This window comes from Hydrogenobaculum acidophilum (assembly GCF_054656715.1).
On sequence record NZ_BAAHXP010000002.1, the window covers coordinates 81,312 to 100,869 of the forward strand.

Annotated in this window: 18 protein-coding genes and 2 tRNA genes; 18 read left to right on the forward strand and 2 right to left on the reverse strand. The window is 36.1% G+C overall.

Annotated elements, in window-relative coordinates:
* Nucleotides 1-11: 11 nt before the first annotated feature.
* From thrC to ACYQZV_RS01605, 4 genes are all read left to right on the forward strand, one after another.
* Nucleotides 12-1,250, forward strand: a complete 1,239-nt coding sequence (gene thrC / locus ACYQZV_RS01590; RefSeq protein WP_459892512.1) for a threonine synthase — start codon at nucleotides 12-14, stop codon at nucleotides 1,248-1,250.
* Nucleotides 1,251-1,380: 130 nt separating this feature from the next.
* Complete coding sequence (locus ACYQZV_RS01595) at nucleotides 1,381-2,127, forward strand: YihY/virulence factor BrkB family protein (RefSeq protein WP_459892514.1); 747 nt, start codon at nucleotides 1,381-1,383, stop codon at nucleotides 2,125-2,127.
* A gap of 49 nt (nucleotides 2,128-2,176) precedes the next feature.
* Complete coding sequence (gene flgM / locus ACYQZV_RS01600; protein WP_459892516.1) at nucleotides 2,177-2,479, forward strand: flagellar biosynthesis anti-sigma factor FlgM; 303 nt, start codon at nucleotides 2,177-2,179, stop codon at nucleotides 2,477-2,479.
* Between the two features lie 13 nt (nucleotides 2,480-2,492).
* Nucleotides 2,493-2,565 (forward strand) — tRNA-Val (locus ACYQZV_RS01605).
* A 3-nt stretch (nucleotides 2,566-2,568) separates the two neighbouring features.
* Here ACYQZV_RS01605 and ACYQZV_RS01610 read toward each other — a convergent pair.
* Entirely contained in the window at nucleotides 2,569-3,996 is a 1,428-nt protein-coding gene (locus tag ACYQZV_RS01610) for a chloride channel protein (protein WP_459892518.1), read from the reverse strand.
* A gap of 38 nt (nucleotides 3,997-4,034) precedes the next feature.
* Between ACYQZV_RS01610 and oadA the strand changes: the two genes are divergently transcribed.
* The 6 genes from oadA to bamA are packed head-to-tail and all read left to right on the forward strand — an operon-like array spanning nucleotide 4,035 to nucleotide 12,101.
* Nucleotides 4,035-5,894 carry a sodium-extruding oxaloacetate decarboxylase subunit alpha gene (gene oadA, locus ACYQZV_RS01615; protein WP_459892520.1) on the forward strand — a complete coding sequence of 620 codons (1,860 nt, stop codon included), beginning with the start codon at nucleotides 4,035-4,037 and terminating at the stop codon, nucleotides 5,892-5,894.
* A complete protein-coding gene (gene hisG, locus ACYQZV_RS01620; RefSeq protein WP_459892522.1) occupies nucleotides 5,887-6,501 on the forward strand; it encodes an ATP phosphoribosyltransferase in 615 nt (204 codons plus the stop codon). Before oadA ends, hisG begins: the two co-directional genes overlap by 8 nt.
* 7 nt (nucleotides 6,502-6,508) lie before the next feature.
* On the forward strand, nucleotides 6,509-7,243 hold the full coding sequence (locus ACYQZV_RS01625; protein ID WP_459892524.1) for a motility protein A: 735 nt from the start codon (nucleotides 6,509-6,511) through the stop codon (nucleotides 7,241-7,243).
* A 5-nt stretch (nucleotides 7,244-7,248) separates the two neighbouring features.
* Nucleotides 7,249-8,040: an OmpA/MotB family protein gene (locus ACYQZV_RS01630; RefSeq protein WP_459892526.1), complete on the forward strand. Its 792-nt coding sequence runs from the start codon at nucleotides 7,249-7,251 to the stop codon at nucleotides 8,038-8,040.
* A 30-nt stretch (nucleotides 8,041-8,070) separates the two neighbouring features.
* Nucleotides 8,071-9,774, forward strand: a complete 1,704-nt coding sequence (locus ACYQZV_RS01635; RefSeq protein WP_459892528.1) for an FAD-dependent oxidoreductase — start codon at nucleotides 8,071-8,073, stop codon at nucleotides 9,772-9,774.
* Nucleotides 9,774-12,101 (forward strand): outer membrane protein assembly factor BamA, encoded by a 2,328-nt coding sequence (gene bamA / locus ACYQZV_RS01640; RefSeq protein WP_459892530.1) that lies wholly within the window; start codon nucleotides 9,774-9,776, stop codon nucleotides 12,099-12,101. The genes ACYQZV_RS01635 and bamA overlap by 1 nt, the downstream gene beginning before the upstream one ends.
* A gap of 1 nt (nucleotide 12,102) precedes the next feature.
* Here bamA and ACYQZV_RS01645 read toward each other — a convergent pair.
* Nucleotides 12,103-12,176: transfer RNA gene (locus tag ACYQZV_RS01645), tRNA-Arg, on the reverse strand.
* Between the two features lie 54 nt (nucleotides 12,177-12,230).
* Here ACYQZV_RS01645 and tyrS point away from each other — a divergent pair.
* The 8 genes from tyrS to ACYQZV_RS01685 are packed head-to-tail and all read left to right on the forward strand — an operon-like array spanning nucleotide 12,231 to nucleotide 19,547.
* Nucleotides 12,231-13,409: a tyrosine--tRNA ligase gene (gene tyrS, locus ACYQZV_RS01650; RefSeq protein WP_459892532.1), complete on the forward strand. Its 1,179-nt coding sequence runs from the start codon at nucleotides 12,231-12,233 to the stop codon at nucleotides 13,407-13,409.
* Complete coding sequence (locus ACYQZV_RS01655) at nucleotides 13,406-14,716, forward strand: nucleotide sugar dehydrogenase (RefSeq protein ID WP_459892534.1); 1,311 nt, start codon at nucleotides 13,406-13,408, stop codon at nucleotides 14,714-14,716. The genes tyrS and ACYQZV_RS01655 overlap by 4 nt, the downstream gene beginning before the upstream one ends.
* On the forward strand, nucleotides 14,716-15,138 hold the full coding sequence (gene nusB, locus ACYQZV_RS01660; protein ID WP_459892536.1) for a transcription antitermination factor NusB: 423 nt from the start codon (nucleotides 14,716-14,718) through the stop codon (nucleotides 15,136-15,138). Before ACYQZV_RS01655 ends, nusB begins: the two co-directional genes overlap by 1 nt.
* A complete protein-coding gene (locus ACYQZV_RS01665) occupies nucleotides 15,131-15,817 on the forward strand; it encodes a uroporphyrinogen-III synthase (RefSeq protein WP_459892538.1) in 687 nt (228 codons plus the stop codon). Before nusB ends, ACYQZV_RS01665 begins: the two co-directional genes overlap by 8 nt.
* A gap of 19 nt (nucleotides 15,818-15,836) precedes the next feature.
* Nucleotides 15,837-16,712 (forward strand): UDP-3-O-acyl-N-acetylglucosamine deacetylase, encoded by an 876-nt coding sequence (gene lpxC, locus ACYQZV_RS01670; RefSeq protein WP_459892540.1) that lies wholly within the window; start codon nucleotides 15,837-15,839, stop codon nucleotides 16,710-16,712.
* Nucleotides 16,713-16,763: 51 nt separating this feature from the next.
* Complete coding sequence (locus tag ACYQZV_RS01675; RefSeq protein WP_459892542.1) at nucleotides 16,764-17,591, forward strand: DsbC family protein; 828 nt, start codon at nucleotides 16,764-16,766, stop codon at nucleotides 17,589-17,591.
* 31 nt (nucleotides 17,592-17,622) lie between these two features.
* The gene (locus ACYQZV_RS01680; protein WP_459892544.1) at nucleotides 17,623-18,762 is read left to right on the forward strand and encodes an acetoin utilization protein AcuC; all 1,140 of its coding nucleotides are present in this window, start codon (nucleotides 17,623-17,625) and stop codon (nucleotides 18,760-18,762) included.
* A 53-nt stretch (nucleotides 18,763-18,815) separates the two neighbouring features.
* Complete coding sequence (locus ACYQZV_RS01685; protein ID WP_459892546.1) at nucleotides 18,816-19,547, forward strand: Crp/Fnr family transcriptional regulator; 732 nt, start codon at nucleotides 18,816-18,818, stop codon at nucleotides 19,545-19,547.
* Nucleotides 19,548-19,558 lie beyond the last annotated feature (11 nt).

The window sequence follows — 19,558 nt, forward strand, 5'->3', positions numbered from 1 at the left end:
GTTTTTAAGAAATGGCAAAACTCAAAGGACTAAAGTGTAGAGAATGCAAGCGTGAGTACCCTATAGAGCCTATCCACGTTTGTGAGTTTTGTTTTGGTCCTTTGGAAGTAAACTATGATTACGATTATATTAAAAGCACAATAAACAAAGAAAAGATATCTCAAGGTCCTAAAAGCCTTTGGAGATACATAGATTTATTACCAGTAGAAAACCCTACCGTTGGACTTACGGCTGGCTTTACCCCTTTAAAAAAAGCCAATAAACTTGGCAAGCTACTCGGCCTTAACAACCTATACATAAAAGACGATTCGGTAAATCACCCTACGTTGTCTTTCAAAGATAGGGTTGTCTCTGTGGCTCTTTCTAAAGCAAAGGAGTTTGGTTTTGATACAGGGGCCTGTGCATCCACCGGTAATTTAGCAAACTCTGTAGCCGCTCACTGTGCACAATCAGATTTAAATTGCTATGTTTTCATACCATCGAATTTAGAATCTCAAAAGATAATAGGTAGCCTTGTGTTCAATCCTATTGTTGTGGCTGTTAATGGCAACTACGATGATGTCAATAGGCTTTGTTCAGAAATTGCCAACGACTTAGGATGGGCTTTTGTAAATATAAATATAAGACCATATTATGCAGAAGGTTCAAAAACTCTTGCTTTTGAAACCATAGAACAGCTTGGCTGGATAGCTCCAGATGCCATAGTGGCTCCAGCGGCGAGCGGCTCTTTGATAACAAAGATTTACAAAGGTATAGAAGAGTTTTACAAAGTAGGGTTAATAGACAAATACAACACCAGGGTATACGGAGCTCAGGCGTTAGGCTGTTCTCCAATAGCTCAAGCTTTTAAAGAAGGGCTTGATTTTGTAAAACCCGTAAAACCAAACACCATAGCTAAATCTATAGCCATAGGTAATCCAGCGGATGGTATATACGCTCTTGATGTAGTAAAAAAGACCGGTGGCACGTGGGAAACCGCAAGCGACGATGAAATAATAGAAGGTATGAAGCTTTTGGCTCAAACAGAAGGGATATTTACAGAAACAGCCGGTGGTACCACTATAGCCGTTCTTAAAAAATTAGCGGAGCAGGGTTATTTCAAAGCAGATGAAATAGTAGTCGCCTATATCACAGGAAACGGTTATAAGACTATGGAAGTGTTAGAAGGTAAGCTAAGCGAAACTATACATATAAATCCAACCCTCAAAGAATTTAAAGAAATAGTCCTAAAAAGGACTAAAGGAGCGTGAAAGATGGATAGAGGAATGGGCACTTTAGACCTTATTACTACGATCGTAGTTTTAGGGGTTATAGTGGCTGGTATAATAGTTTTACTCACAGCAGCTTTTTAAATATGTGAAAAGTCTAATAAACTTCTTATTGGATTTTTTTAGGTTAAAAATACTTTACCATGCCGGTGCTTTGTCTTTTAGCTTTATAATGTCTATAGTACCGCTTATACTTGGCGCCGGTTTTTTCTTGCATATGTTTTTGGAAAACAAAATAGACAACTACATCTATCATCTTAGTGTCATGTTTCCAGATTTTGCTAGAAAAATGATAAAAGATATATCTTATTTAGAACAAAAAAGATTAAAAGCGGGTATTATAGGTGCTTTGGCGTCATTGTACTTTGCCACAGGTTTCATAAAGGATCTTGATTACGCTATAAGCCTTATGTGGAACAAAAAGGAAGCAAAGCGCATAGAACCAATATATTTTCTGTATCTTCTTTTCTTCGTGGTAGTATTTACCGGTGGTTCTGTTTATCTATTTTACATAAGCTTGGTGTTTAAACACTTGAATCTGCCGTTTGAGTTTACAAAGAACGTAAGTTATCTTTTGTTTTTTTCAGTATTTTTCTATTCTATATACTCAATTTTTATACCAGAGAAAAGGCTAAATAAACTTTATACTATCGGAATATCTTTTGTTGAGTCTAGTGTTTTGCTGCTTTTAAAATATGTAATTACCATGTATATCTCACATCTTCTTATAAAAAGTATCGTTTATGCATCGCTTTGGCTCATTATAGCTTTCTTGATATGGATAGATTGGCTTATGGCTTCACTTCTCTTAGGAGCAAGGGCTCTTTTTTATCTTCATAAAAACATTGCAAATATTTAATGTTAAAATATCTTTATAAGTATCCGATACTATTAAAAGAGGTGTAATTATGAATAGGATAGAAGGAGAAATTTATAAGAACATTGGCTTAGATACTCCTAACATCGGAAAGGATAAAACACAAAAAAATGTTGAAAAGTCTACTCAGGAAAATACAACCCTTCAAGAGGAAAACAATACCCAAGGATATAAACTAGAATTGTCTTCTATAGCCAAAAGTCTAAAGCCAGATTCTGAAAAAAACTTGGAGGATATGAAAAAGAAGATAGAAGAAATAAAAGCTAAAATATCTAGCGGCACTTATGAGGTAGATACTAACAAAATAGTACAAGGTCTATTAAAATACTTTTAAGAAGATATCCTAAGGGCGATTAGCTCAGTTGGGAGAGCGCCATCCTCACACGGTGGAGGTCACAGGTTCGAGCCCTGTATCGCCCATGTTTAATCTTCCTGATTAGGATAGTGTAACACCCTTATATAGGTCTCTGGTATATGAAAACCTTGTTTTTCCAACTTAAACGTATCTATGCTGTAATGTATAATCATGCGTCTTACACCAAAAGCCACACCTGAAGCTATCATAGACGGAACAATAACTCTATAGTCTCTCGTCATTTCAAAGCTCATTACAACAGCGGTAATGGGTGCACTAACAGTAGAACTAAGCATAGCTGCAATACCCACTACCCCGGAAGATACCATGCTTATAGGAATGTGAGGGTCTATTTGTTTTGCCAAAAGCCCTATACCTCCTCCTAAAGTGGCTCCCATGAAAATCCCCGGTGAAAATACACCACCAGAGCCGCCAGAGCCAAGAGAAACACCTGTCAGCACAAGCTTCATAAAAAATAATAGTATCAAAAACCACGCGTTTTTGATAACTTCGTTGAGCACATCCTGAACCGTAGCATAACCTATACCTTGAACATAGTAATGTCCTGTAAAATGCATAAACATAACCGCACAAAACCCCACTATAGTCATACCTATAAAATGTCTTATGTAGGGGTTTTTTGAGATTTTAACAAACACGGTCTCAGAGTAATATATCCAGTACACGTACATAGCCCCACCTATCCCCACCGCAATACCCAAAAATATGTAAAATAAAACCGCTTCAAACGGTAAAGCTTTTATAGAAGGAATTATAAACTTGGTATTTTCTACTATAAAAGAAGGCTTGTTGCCCCACCAAAGTCTTCCTACATAACTAGCAACCCCAGCAGATATTATAGAAGGTATAATTGTCCTTACGCTAGCTTCTGGCGATATTACTTCCAAAGCGTAAACTACACCAGCCAAAGGCGTATTAAAAGCTGCACCTATACCACCACCAGCACCAGCAGCTATTAGAGTGTATATTTGCCAATATTCTAGCTTAAATATCTGGCCCAGCACAGAGCCTATAACACCACCTATTTGCACTATTGGCCCTTCTCTACCTACTGAGCCACCAGCGCCTATAGATATAGATGACGCTAGGATACGAGCTCCAATAATCCTAGGCCTCAATCTACCTTTTCTATAATAAATAGCGTGTAATACTTCAGGAGTACCAAATCCTTTAGCTTCTATGGCATAATTTTGTACTATATAAACCACCACCATACCAGCCAAAGGAGGCACAAACATTACAAACCAACCGAGAGGACTTGGAAGGCTATGTTTATCGGCATTGTAAAAAATATCTATCTTTTGATAAAAAAATAGGTTATGAAAAAACGCTATCATGGACCTAAATACTATAGCACCTGTACCACCCAATAGCCCAGTTAAAAAAGATAGCAAAAGCATATGAATTGGAACTTCATGGTGGAGCGTTATAAAATCTAAGAATTTATCCATGTATGTCTTAAACCTTTCAACCATAAAGATTTATTTTAGCATTTTTAGTGTATAATAGTGGTATGGAGAAATTACTTTTTACAGATGTAAGTCTGCGAGATGGCATACAAAGTCTTTTAGCCACTAGAGTAAGAACAGAAGACATGATACAGACTCTAGAAATATTGGATAAATGTGGTTTCTGGTCTTTAGAAGTATGGGGCGGAGCAACGTTTGATGTATGTCTTAGATATCTCAAGGAAGACCCATGGGAACGCTTGAAAAAATTCAAATCCATTGCAAAAAATACAAAACTAGAAATGCTTTTAAGAGGACAAAATATCGTTGGTTATAGAAACTATCCGGACGATATAGTGGAAGCTTTTATTAAAAAATCTTACGACAACGGCATAGAAGTATTCAGAATATTTGATGCGTTAAACGACGTACGTAATATGAGAAAAGCCATAGAAACTGCCAAAAGCTTAAACGCCATCGTAAAAGGCGTACTATCTTACACTACCAGCCCAGTACATACGGTGGAATACTATATAAAGATAGCCCAAGACCTAGTAAATATGGGTATAGACATAATATCCATTAAAGATCAAGCCGGTATTTTAACGCCGAAAATGGCTTTTGATTTGGTAAAAGCCCTAAAACAAGAATTCAAACTTCCCATTCATATACATACGCAAACTACAGCAGAGCTTGCAAACATGGCTCAGCTAAAAGCGTTAGAGGCAGGGGCTACTATGTTTGATACCGCTTTTTACAGCCTGTCTTCTCAGACATCTCATCCTTCTGGTGAGACCATGATATATGTATTTAAAGAGTTTGGTTATCAAGTGGATGTAAACCAAGCACTTTACGAAGAAGCTGGAAATATATTCAAAGAGGTAAGAAAAAAGTACAAAAAATATGATACTTTACCACCGTATCCTGATGTATCGGTTTTAACCCATCAGGTCCCAGGCGGTATGATAAGCAATTTTATAAGCCAGTTAAAAGAGCAAAACTTAGAAGACAAATTAGAAGAAGTGTTGAAAGAAGTAGCTAGGGTAAGAGAGGACTTAGGTTATCCTCCTCTTGTAACACCAACAAGCCAAATGGTGGGATCCCAGGCATTTTTAAATGTAATAAACAAAGAACGCTATAAAGTAGTTACAAAAGAAATAAAAGATTATGTAAAAGGACTATACGGAAGACCACCTGCTCCTATAAAACCAGAAATTATGGAACTCATATTAAAAGATGAAAAAGATAAAACATACTTTGACATAAGACCCGCTGACCTTCTTCAAAACGAGTTGGAAGAAATAAGGAAAGAAGCATACACAGCAGGGGCTAGAAACGAAGAAGACGTATTGTCGTATGCTATATTGCCAGTGGTGGCTAAAGAGTTTTTTGAGTGGAGAGAGAAATTCGAAAAAGGATTGGTACAAAAAGAAGTTGAATACGCTTACAGCGATTGCAATGAAAATGCGCCTGTCGAATTCAATGTTGCGGTTCATGGTGAACAATTTAATATAAAAATAGTGGGTAGAGAAAGCATATCAAAAGATAGAAAAATATTTTTTGTAAGAATAAACGACCAGTTGGAAGAAGTAGCTATAGAGCCTATAAAAGAAATATCTATATCCCAGCAAAAAGTAACAAGCGGCGATATTCCAGAAGGTGTATCGGTAAAGCCAAAAAGACCAAAAGCCCAAGATATAGGCGATATATCTTCAAACATATCCGGTAAGGTGGTAGATATAAAGGTTAGCATAGGGGATAGGGTAAAAGAAGGTGATACACTTTTAATAGTAGAAGCTATGAAAATGGAAAACGAAATAAAAAGTACCATAGATGGACAAGTAGAAGAAATTTTGGTAGAAATAGGTGAAGTTATAAATCCAGGTGAAGTGCTTATAAGACTTAAGCCAGAATTCGATGGTTAGAATAGCAATACCAAAAGGAAGGCTTTTAGAAGAGATATCAGAACTTTTTGTAAAAAAAAATATAATATCTACGAAACTTGAAGAAAGTAGAAAGCTTATAGTTGAAAAGGATTGCTTTAAATTTCTAATAGTAAAACCATCTGATGTGGCAACATATGTAGAGCAAGGTGGGGCAGATTTAGGGGTGGTGGGTTTAGACGTATTAAAAGAAGACCCAAAGGATGTTTACGAGCTTTTAGACCTTAAAGATATAGGAAAATGTAAAATGGTGGTGGCAGGCAAACCAGAAAAACTTGAAGATTACAAGATACTTCACTTTACAAAGGTAGCTACAAAGTATGTAAATATAGCAAAAAAATTTTTTGAAGAAAAAGATGTTTCAATAAATATCATAAGACTCAATGGTTCCGTAGAAATAGCACCAACAATAGGTTTAAGCGATTACATAGTAGATATAACGCAGACTGGCAATACCTTAAAAGAAAACGGGCTGATTGTAATGGAAGAGATATTCGAATCCTATGCCAAAATAATATGCAACAAAGCATCCTTCAAAATAAAAAAACATGATATATTTAAAATATTGGTGAAATTTACCGATACTTAGGTAAGCTATGGATATATTCTCTATAATAGGGTTTTTAGCTTTTGGCACATTGTTATTAGGGGCTTTTCTAGACGGGGCTCATCTTGCTATTCTAATACAACCTCCAGCATTTTTGATAGTAGTACCATCCACGCTCTTAGGAGTCCTTGGCTCTGTACCAGCTGGTAAGATAGGCTATATAATAAAAGCTCTAAAAATGGTGTTTAGCGGTAGCGTGGTAAATCCTGAAAAAACCAAAGAAGAAATCATTGAAATAGCCAACAAGGCCCGTAAAGAGGGTATACTTAGCCTTGAATCTAGTATAGACGAAATAAAAGACCCACTCATAAAACGTGGAGTGGAGCTTATGGTGCTTGGCATGGACGAAGAGACTATAGTTTCCATACTAGAAGCAGAATTAGCAAAAGAGGAAGAAGAATTAAAAATAGGTGTTGAGTATTGGAAAACATGCTCTGAAACCTCACCAACAATGGGACTTACAGGGGCTGTTTTTGGACTTATGCACGCTCTTACAGAGCTAAACGACCCAAACAAACTTGCAGAAGGCATATCAACGGCATTTGTAGCAACAGTCTACGGTATAACTAGTTCTTATCTTGTTTTTGGACCATGGGGTAGGAAATCAAAAACTAAGCTAGATATGATAGTAATGGCTGGATATATGACAATAGAAGGTATAAGGCTTATAGCCAAAGGTGAAAATCCAAGGCTTATAGAAGAAAAACTAAACGCCTATGCATAGAAGATATGGCTAAGAAACATAAATGTCCAGAAGAAGCTTCAGAAAAATGGGCGATACCGTACGCTGACTTTTTAACGCTGTTATTGGCTCTTTTTATAGCTCTTTGGGTTATAATGAGGGGTCAAAAATCCATAAGAGTTTATGCTGAGGCTTTTGCTGAGGCTATGGGCATGAGGATATTGCCCTTCGAGCAGACTTTACCTACTCAGATATTACCGGAGGCAGTATTGCCAAAAGTTCAACTGACCCCAAAAGGTCAGTATATAAATATGCAATTAAAAAGAATAAAAGAAATGTTAAAAAAACAAGGTTTAGAAGGCAAATTCCAAATAAAGCTTGTGCCAGAGGGGATAAAACTTATACTTCAAGATACCGTGTTGTTTAAGAGCGGCAGTGCAGATATAGACCCTAAATATTATCCACTGTTAGATTCTATATACAAGATTATATCGAGTTTACCAAACCCCATAGAAGTAGATGGATACACCGACAACACACCCATACATACACCTATTTTCCCTTCCAACTGGGAACTGTCCACAGACAGAGCAGCTTCTGTAGCACGGTATTTTATATCAAAAGGCTTTGATCCTTCCAAGGTAAAAATAGCCGGTTACGGGAAATACCATCCATTGGTTCCAAATACCACGCCACAAAACAAAGCCATGAATAGAAGGGTAGAAATAACTATCTTAAATATAAAAGGTAGTGAGCTAACAACGCTAGCCAAATATGAAAAACCCAATACCAATTTTGAAAACAAATGGAATATAGAAAACAACAACCAATCTCAGTAGAATTTTACCAAATTCATATATAATATTTGTATGCTAAAGTACGATATCGTTATAGTAGGTGGTGGTGGCGCAGGTCTTATGGCTGCCATAGAAGCTTCCAAAGACAAAAACATAAAAATAGCGGTTGTTTCTAAAGTATTTCCCACTAGGTCTCATACTGGTGCCGCTCAAGGAGGAATGAATGCAAGTATAGGCATAGCTGATCCGAATGACTCTTTTGAAAAACATGCTTTTGATACAATAAAAGGCTCTGATTTTTTAGCAGACCAGCAAGCCGTACTCTTTATGTGCAAATATGCTCCGGAGTTAATATATGAACTTGATAGAATGGGTGTGCCGTTTTCAAGGACAAAAGAGGGTAAAATAGCACAGAGACCTTTCGGAGGTGCATCATTCCCAAGAACGGTTTACTCTGCAGACAGGACTGGGCATGTGCTTTTACATACTTTATTTGAACAAACAATGTCTAAAGAAAATATAGATTTTTTCAACGAGTACTTTTTACTCGATATAGATATTCAAGATAACAAAATAGATGGTCTTGAGCTTTTAAATATAAAAGACTCTAGCGTGTTATACATAAAAACCAAAGTCCTGATACTTGCTGGCGGTGGTTTTGCTAGGATATATTGGCATAGAAGCACAAACGCCTCAGGCAACACGGGAGATTTACAAGCGATAGCCCTAAGAAAAGGCGTAGCCTTAAAAGATATGGAGTTTATCCAGTTTCATCCTACTGGACTTGCAAAAACTGGAATTTTGCTATCAGAAGCCTCTAGGGGAGAAGGCGGATACCTTATAAATGCCCGGGGCGAAAGATTTATGTCAAAGTACTCTCCAAACAAGATGGAACTAGCTCCAAGAGACATAGTATCAAGGGCCATAGAGCTTGAAATAAAAAGTGGGCTTGGCATAGGAGAAGGGACAAGTGCTTACGTTTATCTAGATTTAAGGCATTTAGGAGAAGAAAAGCTCAACGAAAGGCTTCCTCAAGTAAGACAATTGGCTATAGATTTTGAGGGAGTAGACCCAGCCAAAGCTCCTATACCTATAAGACCCACAGCTCACTACTGTATGGGTGGCATAGATATAATTGATTTTAAAAGCTCAGAAACGAGTGTAAAAGGACTTTTGGCGATAGGCGAATGCGCCTGTGTTTCTGTGCACGGTGCCAATAGGCTTGGGGGAAATTCCCTTACAGAACTTGTGGTATTTGGAAAACACGCTGGTGAATACGCTAGAGAATATGCAAAGAATACAGATTTTTCCAACAATAAACCCTCTATAAATTCAGAATCTTATATAAATTCCTTAATGCAGCGAGAAGGAAACATCAAACTCTACGAGGTAAGAAATAAAATGGGGGAAACCACTTGGTTTAACATGGGTATCTTTAGAACAGAGGAATCTTTAAAAAAAGCTTACGAAGAGCTCACAAAACTTTTAGATATGTGGAATTACATCCCGGTTTCAGATAAATCAAGAGTATTTAATACAAACCTTATCGAGCTTTTAGAATTAAAAAATATGCTTGAATTATCAAGAGTTGTAGCGCTTTGTGCACTAAATAGAAGAGAATCGAGGGGAGGACATTCAAGAGAGGATTACAAGGAAAGAGATGATAAAAACTTCCTAAAACACTCGATAGTTTGTTATAATGAAAGTGGAGAACTTAGCTTAACTTATAAAGATGTAGATACAAGCCTTTATAAACCGGAGGAGAGAAAGTACTGATGAAGAAAATATTTTTAACGCTTCTTTTATTTGTAGCTTTAGGTTTTTCTCAAACCATATCAAAAATAGAGGTGGTGGGCAACAGATACATACAATCTAGTTTAATAAAAGGTTTTATGAAGCTACATCCGGGTATGCAATTTTCTCAAACAATGCTTTCAGAAGATATAAAAAGATTGTATGAAACTGGTTATTTTAAAAACATAGCGGTAAAAGAAGTTAAAAAGGATGACCACGTAAAGCTTATATATATAGTCGAAGATTTACCTATTATCTATAGGATAGAGTTTAAAGGTAACAAAAGGCTTAGCTCAAAGGATTTGGCAAAAAAACTAGGCATTGAAACAGAGGTTGGTAAATTTGGATTAAATCAAGCCACCAGAGGTCTAACACCATCTTCTAGCATAAACGAAAAACTGGAAATAATAAAGCAGTTTCAACTTGGCAAAGTCTTAAGTGAAGAGGATATACACCAACTTATGGAACGTATCAAAAAAGCTTACGAAGAGGCTGGTTATTCTCATGTTGGCGTAAGTTATAAAATAATTCCAGTAAAAGGAGCCTCCAGGCTGGTGTTTTATATAAAAGAAACAAAGCCAACTTATGTAATGGATATACACTTTAAAGGTAATAAAACCTTTAGCGACGGAAGACTTTTGGACCACATGAAAACTCAGCCTTTTAGTTTGTTAGCTTTTAGGTGGCACCCACCTTTTAACAAACATATACTAATGGATGATATAAAAAGACTTAAGAAATTTTATGAAGACGAAGGGTTCTTCGAAGTACAAATAGATAAGCCTATCATCAAAAAGCATGGACACTGGGTAAACGTTACAATAATAATACATGAAGGGCCAAGATACAAAATAGGAAAAATTGTTTTCAAAGGCAACAAGATGTACTCTGAAGATGAGCTTTTGGATAAGATAATAGAGCATAGAGATAGCAAGAGATATTATAAAAAATCTATTATAAAGCTCATAAAGAAGCGAATATTCGATAAATATGGCCAAATAGGTTTTATTAACGAATACACAAGCGTAAAGAAAGAACCAGATTTTAAAAATAAAACTGTTAATTTAGTTTTCCATGTGTATGAGGGTGGGCCAGTATACGCAGGGAAGATACATATAAGAGGAAATTATGAAACAAGAGACTATGTTATAAGACGGGAGATGAGGGTACAAGAGTATGATCTTATAACAAGACACGAGCTAAGCAGATCCAAAGACCGCATAATGAACCTTGGATATTACGATAATGTCCAGATAGTACCAGTACCAAGACCAGACAATTTCGATGATATATATACAAAAATTCAAGAAAGGTACACCGGTCAATTTTCCGTTGGTCTTGGTTACAACCAGGTTACAGGGTTAGCTGGCTTTGCATCTATAAGAAAAGGCAACTTTTTAGGTACAGGTGATATAGCTGGTATATCATTGTCTTATGGTGCAAATTATGAAAATGATTCTATAAGTTACACACACAAATGGCTATTTAACAAGCCTATAGACGTAACGGGTTCGTTGTACGATACAAAGATTTACTACATTGATTACACTGTGCAAAGAGTAGGCTTTGACTTATCCTTTACAAGAGAGTTTGGAGAGTATTGGTATGCAAGTGCAGGTACTAGTATACAAAAAGTAACGTACTCCGATATATCATCTTCTACGCCTCCCGTAATCCAATCTCAAGCAGGTACCTGGCAAGCCAGAAAACTCATATTTTCTCTATCTCACAATACAACAAACTACTACCTTTTCCCATCCAAGGGCTCTATCCAATCTATAACCTACACAATAGCACTACCAGTACTAGGTGGCACCGAAAAATATCAAAAGTTGGTATTATCAAACGCAAACTTTATAAAAGACCATATATTTTACACTGGGACCATATTCTCAGCAAGAGAAACTATTGGATGGGCTCAAGCTTACTCAAATTCTGTAGTACCTTTGGATGACGAATTCTTTGTGGGCGGTGATTACACTATAAGAGGTTATAGCTATGGATATGCTGGTCCTTTGGATTCTGCAGACGAACCTATAGGAGCCACTAGAGAAATAGTATTAAACTTTGAAGCAGACTATCCTCTTTACAAAAACATCTTTTACGTGGATGCTTTTTACGATACAGGTAGAGGCGCGGACTCTTGGTCTGGCCTAAAACCCAGCAACTGGCTAGGAAGCTACGGTGTAGGCATAAGATTTATAACAGCTTACGCACCAGTAAGATTAGACTTAGCCTTTAAAACAAAACCAGTACCCGGAGACACCGCAAGGGAAAAGATATCCTTCGTTCTAGGTTCGTTTTTCTAATCGCCCTGGGCAGGAGTCGAACCCGCAACCTTGGGATCCGTAGTCCCATGCTCTATCCAATTGAGCTACCAGGGCTAGATAGATATTATAGCATATCAAAAGCCGAAAAACGTGTATAATATATAGTCTATGGATATACAAAAACAACTTGAGATTATAGAAAAAGGCACAGTAGAAATCATAGAGAAAGATGAACTTGTGGAAAAGTTAAAAAAAGGTAAACCTCTTGTAGTAAAAGCTGGTTTTGACCCCACCGCCAAAGATTTACATTTAGGACATACAGTGCTTTTGCAAAAGCTAAGAGACTTTCAAAATTTAGGTCATGAAATAATATTCCTCATAGGTGATTTTACCGCAACAATAGGGGACCCTACCGGAAGAAACGAGACAAGACCCCCTCTTTCTAAAGAAGAGGTGTTAGAAAATGCCAAAACCTATCAAGAGCAAGTTTTCAAGATTTTAGACAAAGATAAAACAAGAATCTTATACAACAGCGAATGGCTTTCTAATATGAGCGTAAAAGATATTATAACCCTCACTTCAAAATACACAGTAGCAAGAATGCTAGAAAGGGACGATTTTCACAAAAGATACAAAGAGGGTTCACCTATACACATACACGAATTTTTATACCCTCTTTTTCAAGGTTATGACTCTGTGGTGTTAAAAGCGGATGTAGAGATAGGGGGTACCGATCAAAAATTTAACTTGCTTGTGGGAAGAGAGCTTCAAAAAGATTATGGTTTAGAAAAACAAATCTGCATAACGATGCCACTTCTTGTAGGAACCGACGGTGCAAAAAAGATGTCAAAAAGCTATGGAAACTATATAGCTTTAAAAGATGACCCAAAGGACATGTTTGGAAAAATAATGAGCATATCTGACGAGCTAATGTACGATTACTATACGCTTTTAACGGATAAAACCCCTCAAGAAATAGAATCCATAAAATCTATGCATCCGATGGAGGCCAAAAAACAACTAGCTTACATAATAGTATCAAGATTTCACTCAGAAGAAAAAGCAAAAGAAGCAAAAGAATTTTTCGAATCAACGTTCTCTCAAAAAGAGTTTCCAAAAGATGCACCGGTATTTAGCTTTTCGCAAAAAGAAAAATTTAAAGCCTATGAGCTTATTGTAAAAATTGGCTTTGCATCTTCTAACAACGAAGCTAGAAGAATTGTAAAAGGTGGTGGATTAAAGATAAACGGCGAAAAGATAACCGACGAAAACAAAGAAATTACAGTAGAAGACGACATGAAAATACAAGTGGGTAAAAAGCATTTTGCCATAATAAAAGCAATATGATTAGTTTAGATGATTTTCTTAGCAAAAAAGAATCTATATGCGTAGTGGGGCTTGGTTATGTCGGTTTACCGCTTGCAGTAGCTTTTGCAAAACATTTTACCGTAATAGGGTTTGATATAAACAAAGTAAGAATAAACGAACTAAAAGCTGGTATAGATAGGACAAAAGAAACAACAACAGAAGAACTTCGAAATAGCAACATAGTTTTTACCTCAGATGAAGAGTACATAAAAAAATGTAAATTTATAATCATAACAGTCCCAACACCTATAGACAAGCACAAAGTTCCAGACCTAAAACCTATATTTAGCGCCTCTAGCATAGTTGGTAGAAATTTGCAAAAAGATAGCATAGTAGTTTACGAATCTACCGTATATCCAGGTCTTACAGAAGAAGAGTGTGTACCTATTTTAGAGAAAGAATCTGGTCTTGTTTGGAAGAAAGATTTTTACGTGGGGTACTCACCGGAAAGGATAAATCCAGGAGATAAAATCCATAGATTTGAAAACATAGTAAAAGTAGTTTCTGGAGACACAGAATACAGCCTTAATACGATAAGCGAAGTATACGCTAAGGTAGTAAAAGCAGGTATATTTAAAGCAAAATCCATAAAAGTAGCAGAGGCTGCCAAAGTCATAGAAAACACCCAAAGGGATATTAACATAGCCCTAATGAATGAGCTTTCTATGATATTTCATAAAATAGGCATAGATACAAAGGATGTTTTAGAGGCTGCTTCTACAAAATGGAATTTTCTAAAGTTTGAACCAGGGTTGGTGGGTGGACACTGCATAAGCGTTGACCCTTACTATCTTACCTTTAAAGCTCAAGAACTTGGACACCATCCAGAAGTGATTCTCTCCGGTAGAAGGGTGAACGACTCGATGCCAAACTTCGTAGTGCAAAATGTTTTAAAGCTTTTAATAAAAGCAAGAAAACAAATAGAGTCATCAAAAGTGCTCATACTAGGATTGAGCTTCAAAGAAAATATACCAGATATAAGAAACTCAAAAGTTGTAGATATATACAAAGAGCTTCAAGAGTTTGGTATAAAAACCTATGTATACGACCCTTATGCTTACAAGGATGAGGTGTTTAGAGAATACGACATTGAGCTCTTGCAAAGTCCGTACGCCTTTTCACCTTACGACGCTGTAATAGTAGCGGTAAAACACAACGCTTTTGGGGAATACGATATTAAGTTTTATGAACAAATCATCACAGACCCTAAAATAATAGTAGATGTCAAGCACCTATACGACAAAGAGCTATTTACTAAAAAGGGCTTTCTTTACTGGAGTTTATAATGAAAGAGATAAGAGCAAAAGCAAGGGAATTGGCCATAAGAATACTATACGCGTGGGATATAAACGGTGGTGATATAAAAAACATATCAGAAGAGATTGTAAACATGGAGGAAGAACCAACCCAAAAGGATACCAAAAAGTATACAAGACTTATAATAACAAAGTTTGAAGAAAACGTAGAAAGCGTAGACAAAAAGATAGCCTCATATCTTGAAAATTGGAACTTTGACGATTTGGGGAGCGTAGAAAAAGCTGTTTTAAGAGCGTCTTTTTCAGAGTTTTTGTATATAAAACCCGCTAAGTACATACAAGCTATAATAGATTATGTAGATATATCAAACAAATACGGCAACAAAAAAACACCTTCGTTTATAAACGGCATATTATCAAAGCTAGTAAAAGATATTTACACCAATGTATAGCCTTCTTCTTACAAGAGAAGAAAAAGACAACTTAGAATCTAAAAAGATATTTTCTTCTTACGGCATAAACACGATAAGTTTACCTATGATAGAGATAGTACCAAAAGCCTTTGAGCTATCACATTTTGATTTTAAAAAACTTATATTTAGCAGCAAAAAAGCTGTGGAGATTTTTTTTCAAAACGTATCCATTTGCAAAAATGCAAACATAGACATATACGTTGTAGGACAAAAAACAAAGGAGTCTTTGCTAAAGTGTTACGACAAAAAAAATGTGGTAATGGAAAATACTATAAAAGATATATTGCCTAAGATAAACCAAAAAAGCCTATGGGTAAGAACAGACTTTGAATTACCAGAAGATATCCAAAATATGCTAAAAGACAAAGATATTTATATACTAAAAGCCTATGAAACAAGGCTAAAAACCTACGACTTAAACATCATACTAGAAAATATAGAAAAAGTAAACGGAGTTTTCTTTGGAAGCCCATCTGCATTTATAGGGCTTTTAAAAAATTTGCAAAATTACAAATACATTTTAAACGAAAAAGATATATTCGCCATAGGAAACACTACGGCAAATACTATAAAAAATGAAGGAATAAGCGTAACTTACGTGCCAAAAAATCCAAGCTTAGAAAAGATAGCAGAATACATAGCGCGCATTGGCACCTAATTTGCTTATATAAAAGTGTATGGATAAAGAACGCTTTTTGCAAAACACCATAGCAGATTCTTTCACTATAGAGGGTATAGGCATACACTCTGGTAGCATATCAAGGGTCAAGTTTCATCCAGCAGAAGAAAATACAGGTATAGTGTTTGTAAGAAATACTCATAAAGTAAAAGCGCACGTGGAAAACGTAGTGGATACTTCAAACTCAACGTCTATAAGCAACGGCATAGTTTATTTCAGGACCATAGAGCATATAATGGCTGCCCTTTATTTAGCCAACATAGACAATGTGATAATAGAATTTTTAGATGCTGAAGAATCACCTATTATGGATGGGAGTGCTTGCGAGTTTTTCAAGCTTTTAGAAAAAAACAGAGTTTCTCAAAGTGTACCAAAGTTGTTTGGTTATTTATCAAATATCGTTAGAGTTTCAAATGAAAACAGATATATAATGGGAAAACCACAGAAAGAGTTGTCAATAACCTTTGAAGGATTCTTTGGGAATTTCTTAAAGCATCAAATCTACACTTATACATCAACAGTAGAAAATCTCATGAAAGACAAAAACCTCATAAGCGCTAGGACTTTTTGTCATATTGAGGATATAGCAAAACTAAAGAAGATGGGCCTTGGAAAGGGTGGTTCTTTAGACAACAACGTAGTTCTAACAGACAGTGGCGTATTAAACAAAGGTGGTTTAAGGCACTCTCATGAACCCGTTAGCCATAAGGTACTAGATTTGATAGGCGATTTATATTTAGCCGGCATCAGGTTTTCGGCAAATATATACTCTTATATGGGAGGGCACAAACTAAACGTAGAGTTTGTAAAAGAAGCTATAAAACATATAAAGACCATAGAATATTCTTCAGAACCAGCCAAAATAGCTTCTTAAACTATCACAAAAATTTCATGTTATATTAATATAATAAGCTTGGAGGTTAAAATGAAAACTAAGTTTAATAAAAGTAAGCTGTTTAAGTATAGCATAGTGCTATCATTTGGTATTGCGGTCTTAGGATTAAATGCATGTAGCAAATTAGAAGCCACCAAATGCCCATCCACCAGCACGTTAACCACCAATATACAACATTTCACACCCCCTGGGGCTAAAGTAGATGTAGTTACAGAAAAACCATTACAACAGATAAAAGGCCTTTGCGAGGTTGTAGTAAAAATAAACGGTGGACCACCAACGGTTATATACACAGACCCAAAAGGCAACTATTTTATAGCCGGTCAGCTTCTAAACGCTATCACTAAAGAAAACCTCACCCAAAAAACAATGGAACAATTTTTAAAAGTAAGCAAAAATCAAGAATCTAACTTAAACCAGTATGTAGCCTTTAGCTATTATAAAGGAAAATCTTACTTTGGTACAAACCCACCACCTGCAGACAAATACATATATCTTATAACCGATCCAAAATGTCCATTTTGTCATGAAGCAGAACCCCTTATACAAAAATGGGCAGACAAAAACGGTGTAGAAGTAAGGGTTATACTATTCCCATTGCCAATCCATCCAGGTGCATTCCAATCCGCCGTTGGTCTTTGGTGTAACAAAAAAGGTTGGAACAGCTTGCATGCCGCCTACAATGCAAAATCGCCAATGTCTCAATGCCCTGCTGGGGATACGTTTATAAAAAATTCTATGCAAGAAGCTATGAAGTTAGGGGTACAAGGAACACCTACTATAATAGGGATGGATGGCAAAATGCATCCAGGAGCGCCAAGCAGCGAGAAACAACTCGACGAATGGTTGGGCAAATGACTTAATTTAAAAGTTTTCAGCTTTTAAAAGCGTGAATATTTTAATAGCAAGTGAAAAGTATAAAGAGTTAAGGTATCCCAAAAATCATCCGTTAAGAGTGCCTAGGGTATCCTTGATGATAAACTATCTTAAAACCCTAGGCTTTGACCCAAACTACATTGAAGGAAGAAACGCCACTATAGAAGAACTTCTTCTATTTCACACAAAAGACTATATAGATGCTCTTATAGAAGCTGACACCAATATGAAATCCAGCAACTATATAAGAGAAAAATACTCCATCGGAACTATTGAAAACCCTATATCGGCTGGGATGTGGAAAGGCTCTCTTCTTGCTACGGGTTCAAGCGTTCAAGCGGTAGAATATTATATTAAAAACTATAAAACAACAAAAGAGTTTGTGTCCTTTAACCCTGCTGGCGGTATGCATCATGCGATGAAATCAAGAGCAAATGGATTTTGCTTTCTAAACGATCCGGTCATTGCTATTAAATATCTATTAAACAACGGATTTAAAAAAATTATATATATAGATTTGGACGCCCATCATCCAGATGGTGTACAACAAGCCTTTTACCATTCAAAAGATGTTTTCTTATTAAGTTTACACCAATCACCAGACTACGCATTTCCATTTAAAGTAGGCTATCAGGATGAACTTGGCATAGGAGAAGGATTTGGATATAACATGAATGTCCCGCTCCCACAAGATATAAATGACTCTGAGTTTATTTATGCTTTAGAGAAAGCCATGGAGATTGCTATTGGCAAATTTACTCCAGAGGTATTTGTAGTGCAAATGGGGGTTGACGCTTTAAAAGAAGATTACTTATCTAAGTTTAATTTATCAAACAACATTTATATAAAAGCTATAGACGTTATAAAATCTTACACAAAAAAGTTTATATTGCTAGGCGGCGGTGGTTACAACCCCATAAGCCTAGCTAGGGCATGGGCCTTGATATGGCTTTATTTAGAAGGAGTAAAACCTGAAGGAATAAAGATAAAGAAAGAGGCAAAAAGACTTTTAACATCCATAGAGTATGAGGATTTCGATGAGCTTATGGAAGATGATATATACGATACTATTTTAGACAAGCCACGAGATGGAGATATCAGGATAAAAGAATATCTTGAAAAAATATTTTCTTTGCATAAATTTATTATATGATGGTATAATCATAGTGTTATATCACTAATTTAAATTATTTTGGAGGTTAGCGTATGGAAACCATGGAAAAACCAAGGAGCACCATAGATCAAAAAATAAGATTTTTAAAAAGCGTTAGCATATTCGAAAATATGTCTAACGATGAGATAAAGGAAGTAGCAAGCCTTTTAAACTCACGAGAGTATAGAAAAAACGAATATATATTCTTCGAAGAAGAGTCTGAACCTGGCCTTTTCATACTGATGGATGGTATAGTTAAGCTCATAAAAGAAACCCAAGATGGACGTACTATTATAGTAAGGCTTGTATTTCCAAAAGATACTTTTGGATGGATTGAATGGGGTGGATCAAGCATAAAATCCAAAATAAAAACCACATACACAGCCCAATCTATGACAGAATCTTCAGTATTGTATTTATCTAATCAAGACTTTATAAATCTAGCGATAAAGTATCCAGCTTTTGCTGTAAAAGTTACATGTGATGCTACGCATAACTTGCTTTACGCTTACGACATTCTAAAATCCATAGCCTCTGGTAGAGTAGAAGAGCGTATAGCCAGAGTACTGTTAGAGCTTGCAAAATCTGTAGGTGAAGAAAAAGAAGGTGGCAAAATATCTATAGAAATCCCTATCACTCGTCAAGATATAGCAGAAATGACAGGTACTACGGTAGAAACAGCTATACGTATCATGAGCAAGTGGAAGAAAGAAGGGATCATACATACCGAAAGAGGGTATATAGAGATTTTGAAAAAAAGAGAGTTAGAAAGGTTGATGATATAAAACTTGCAAGG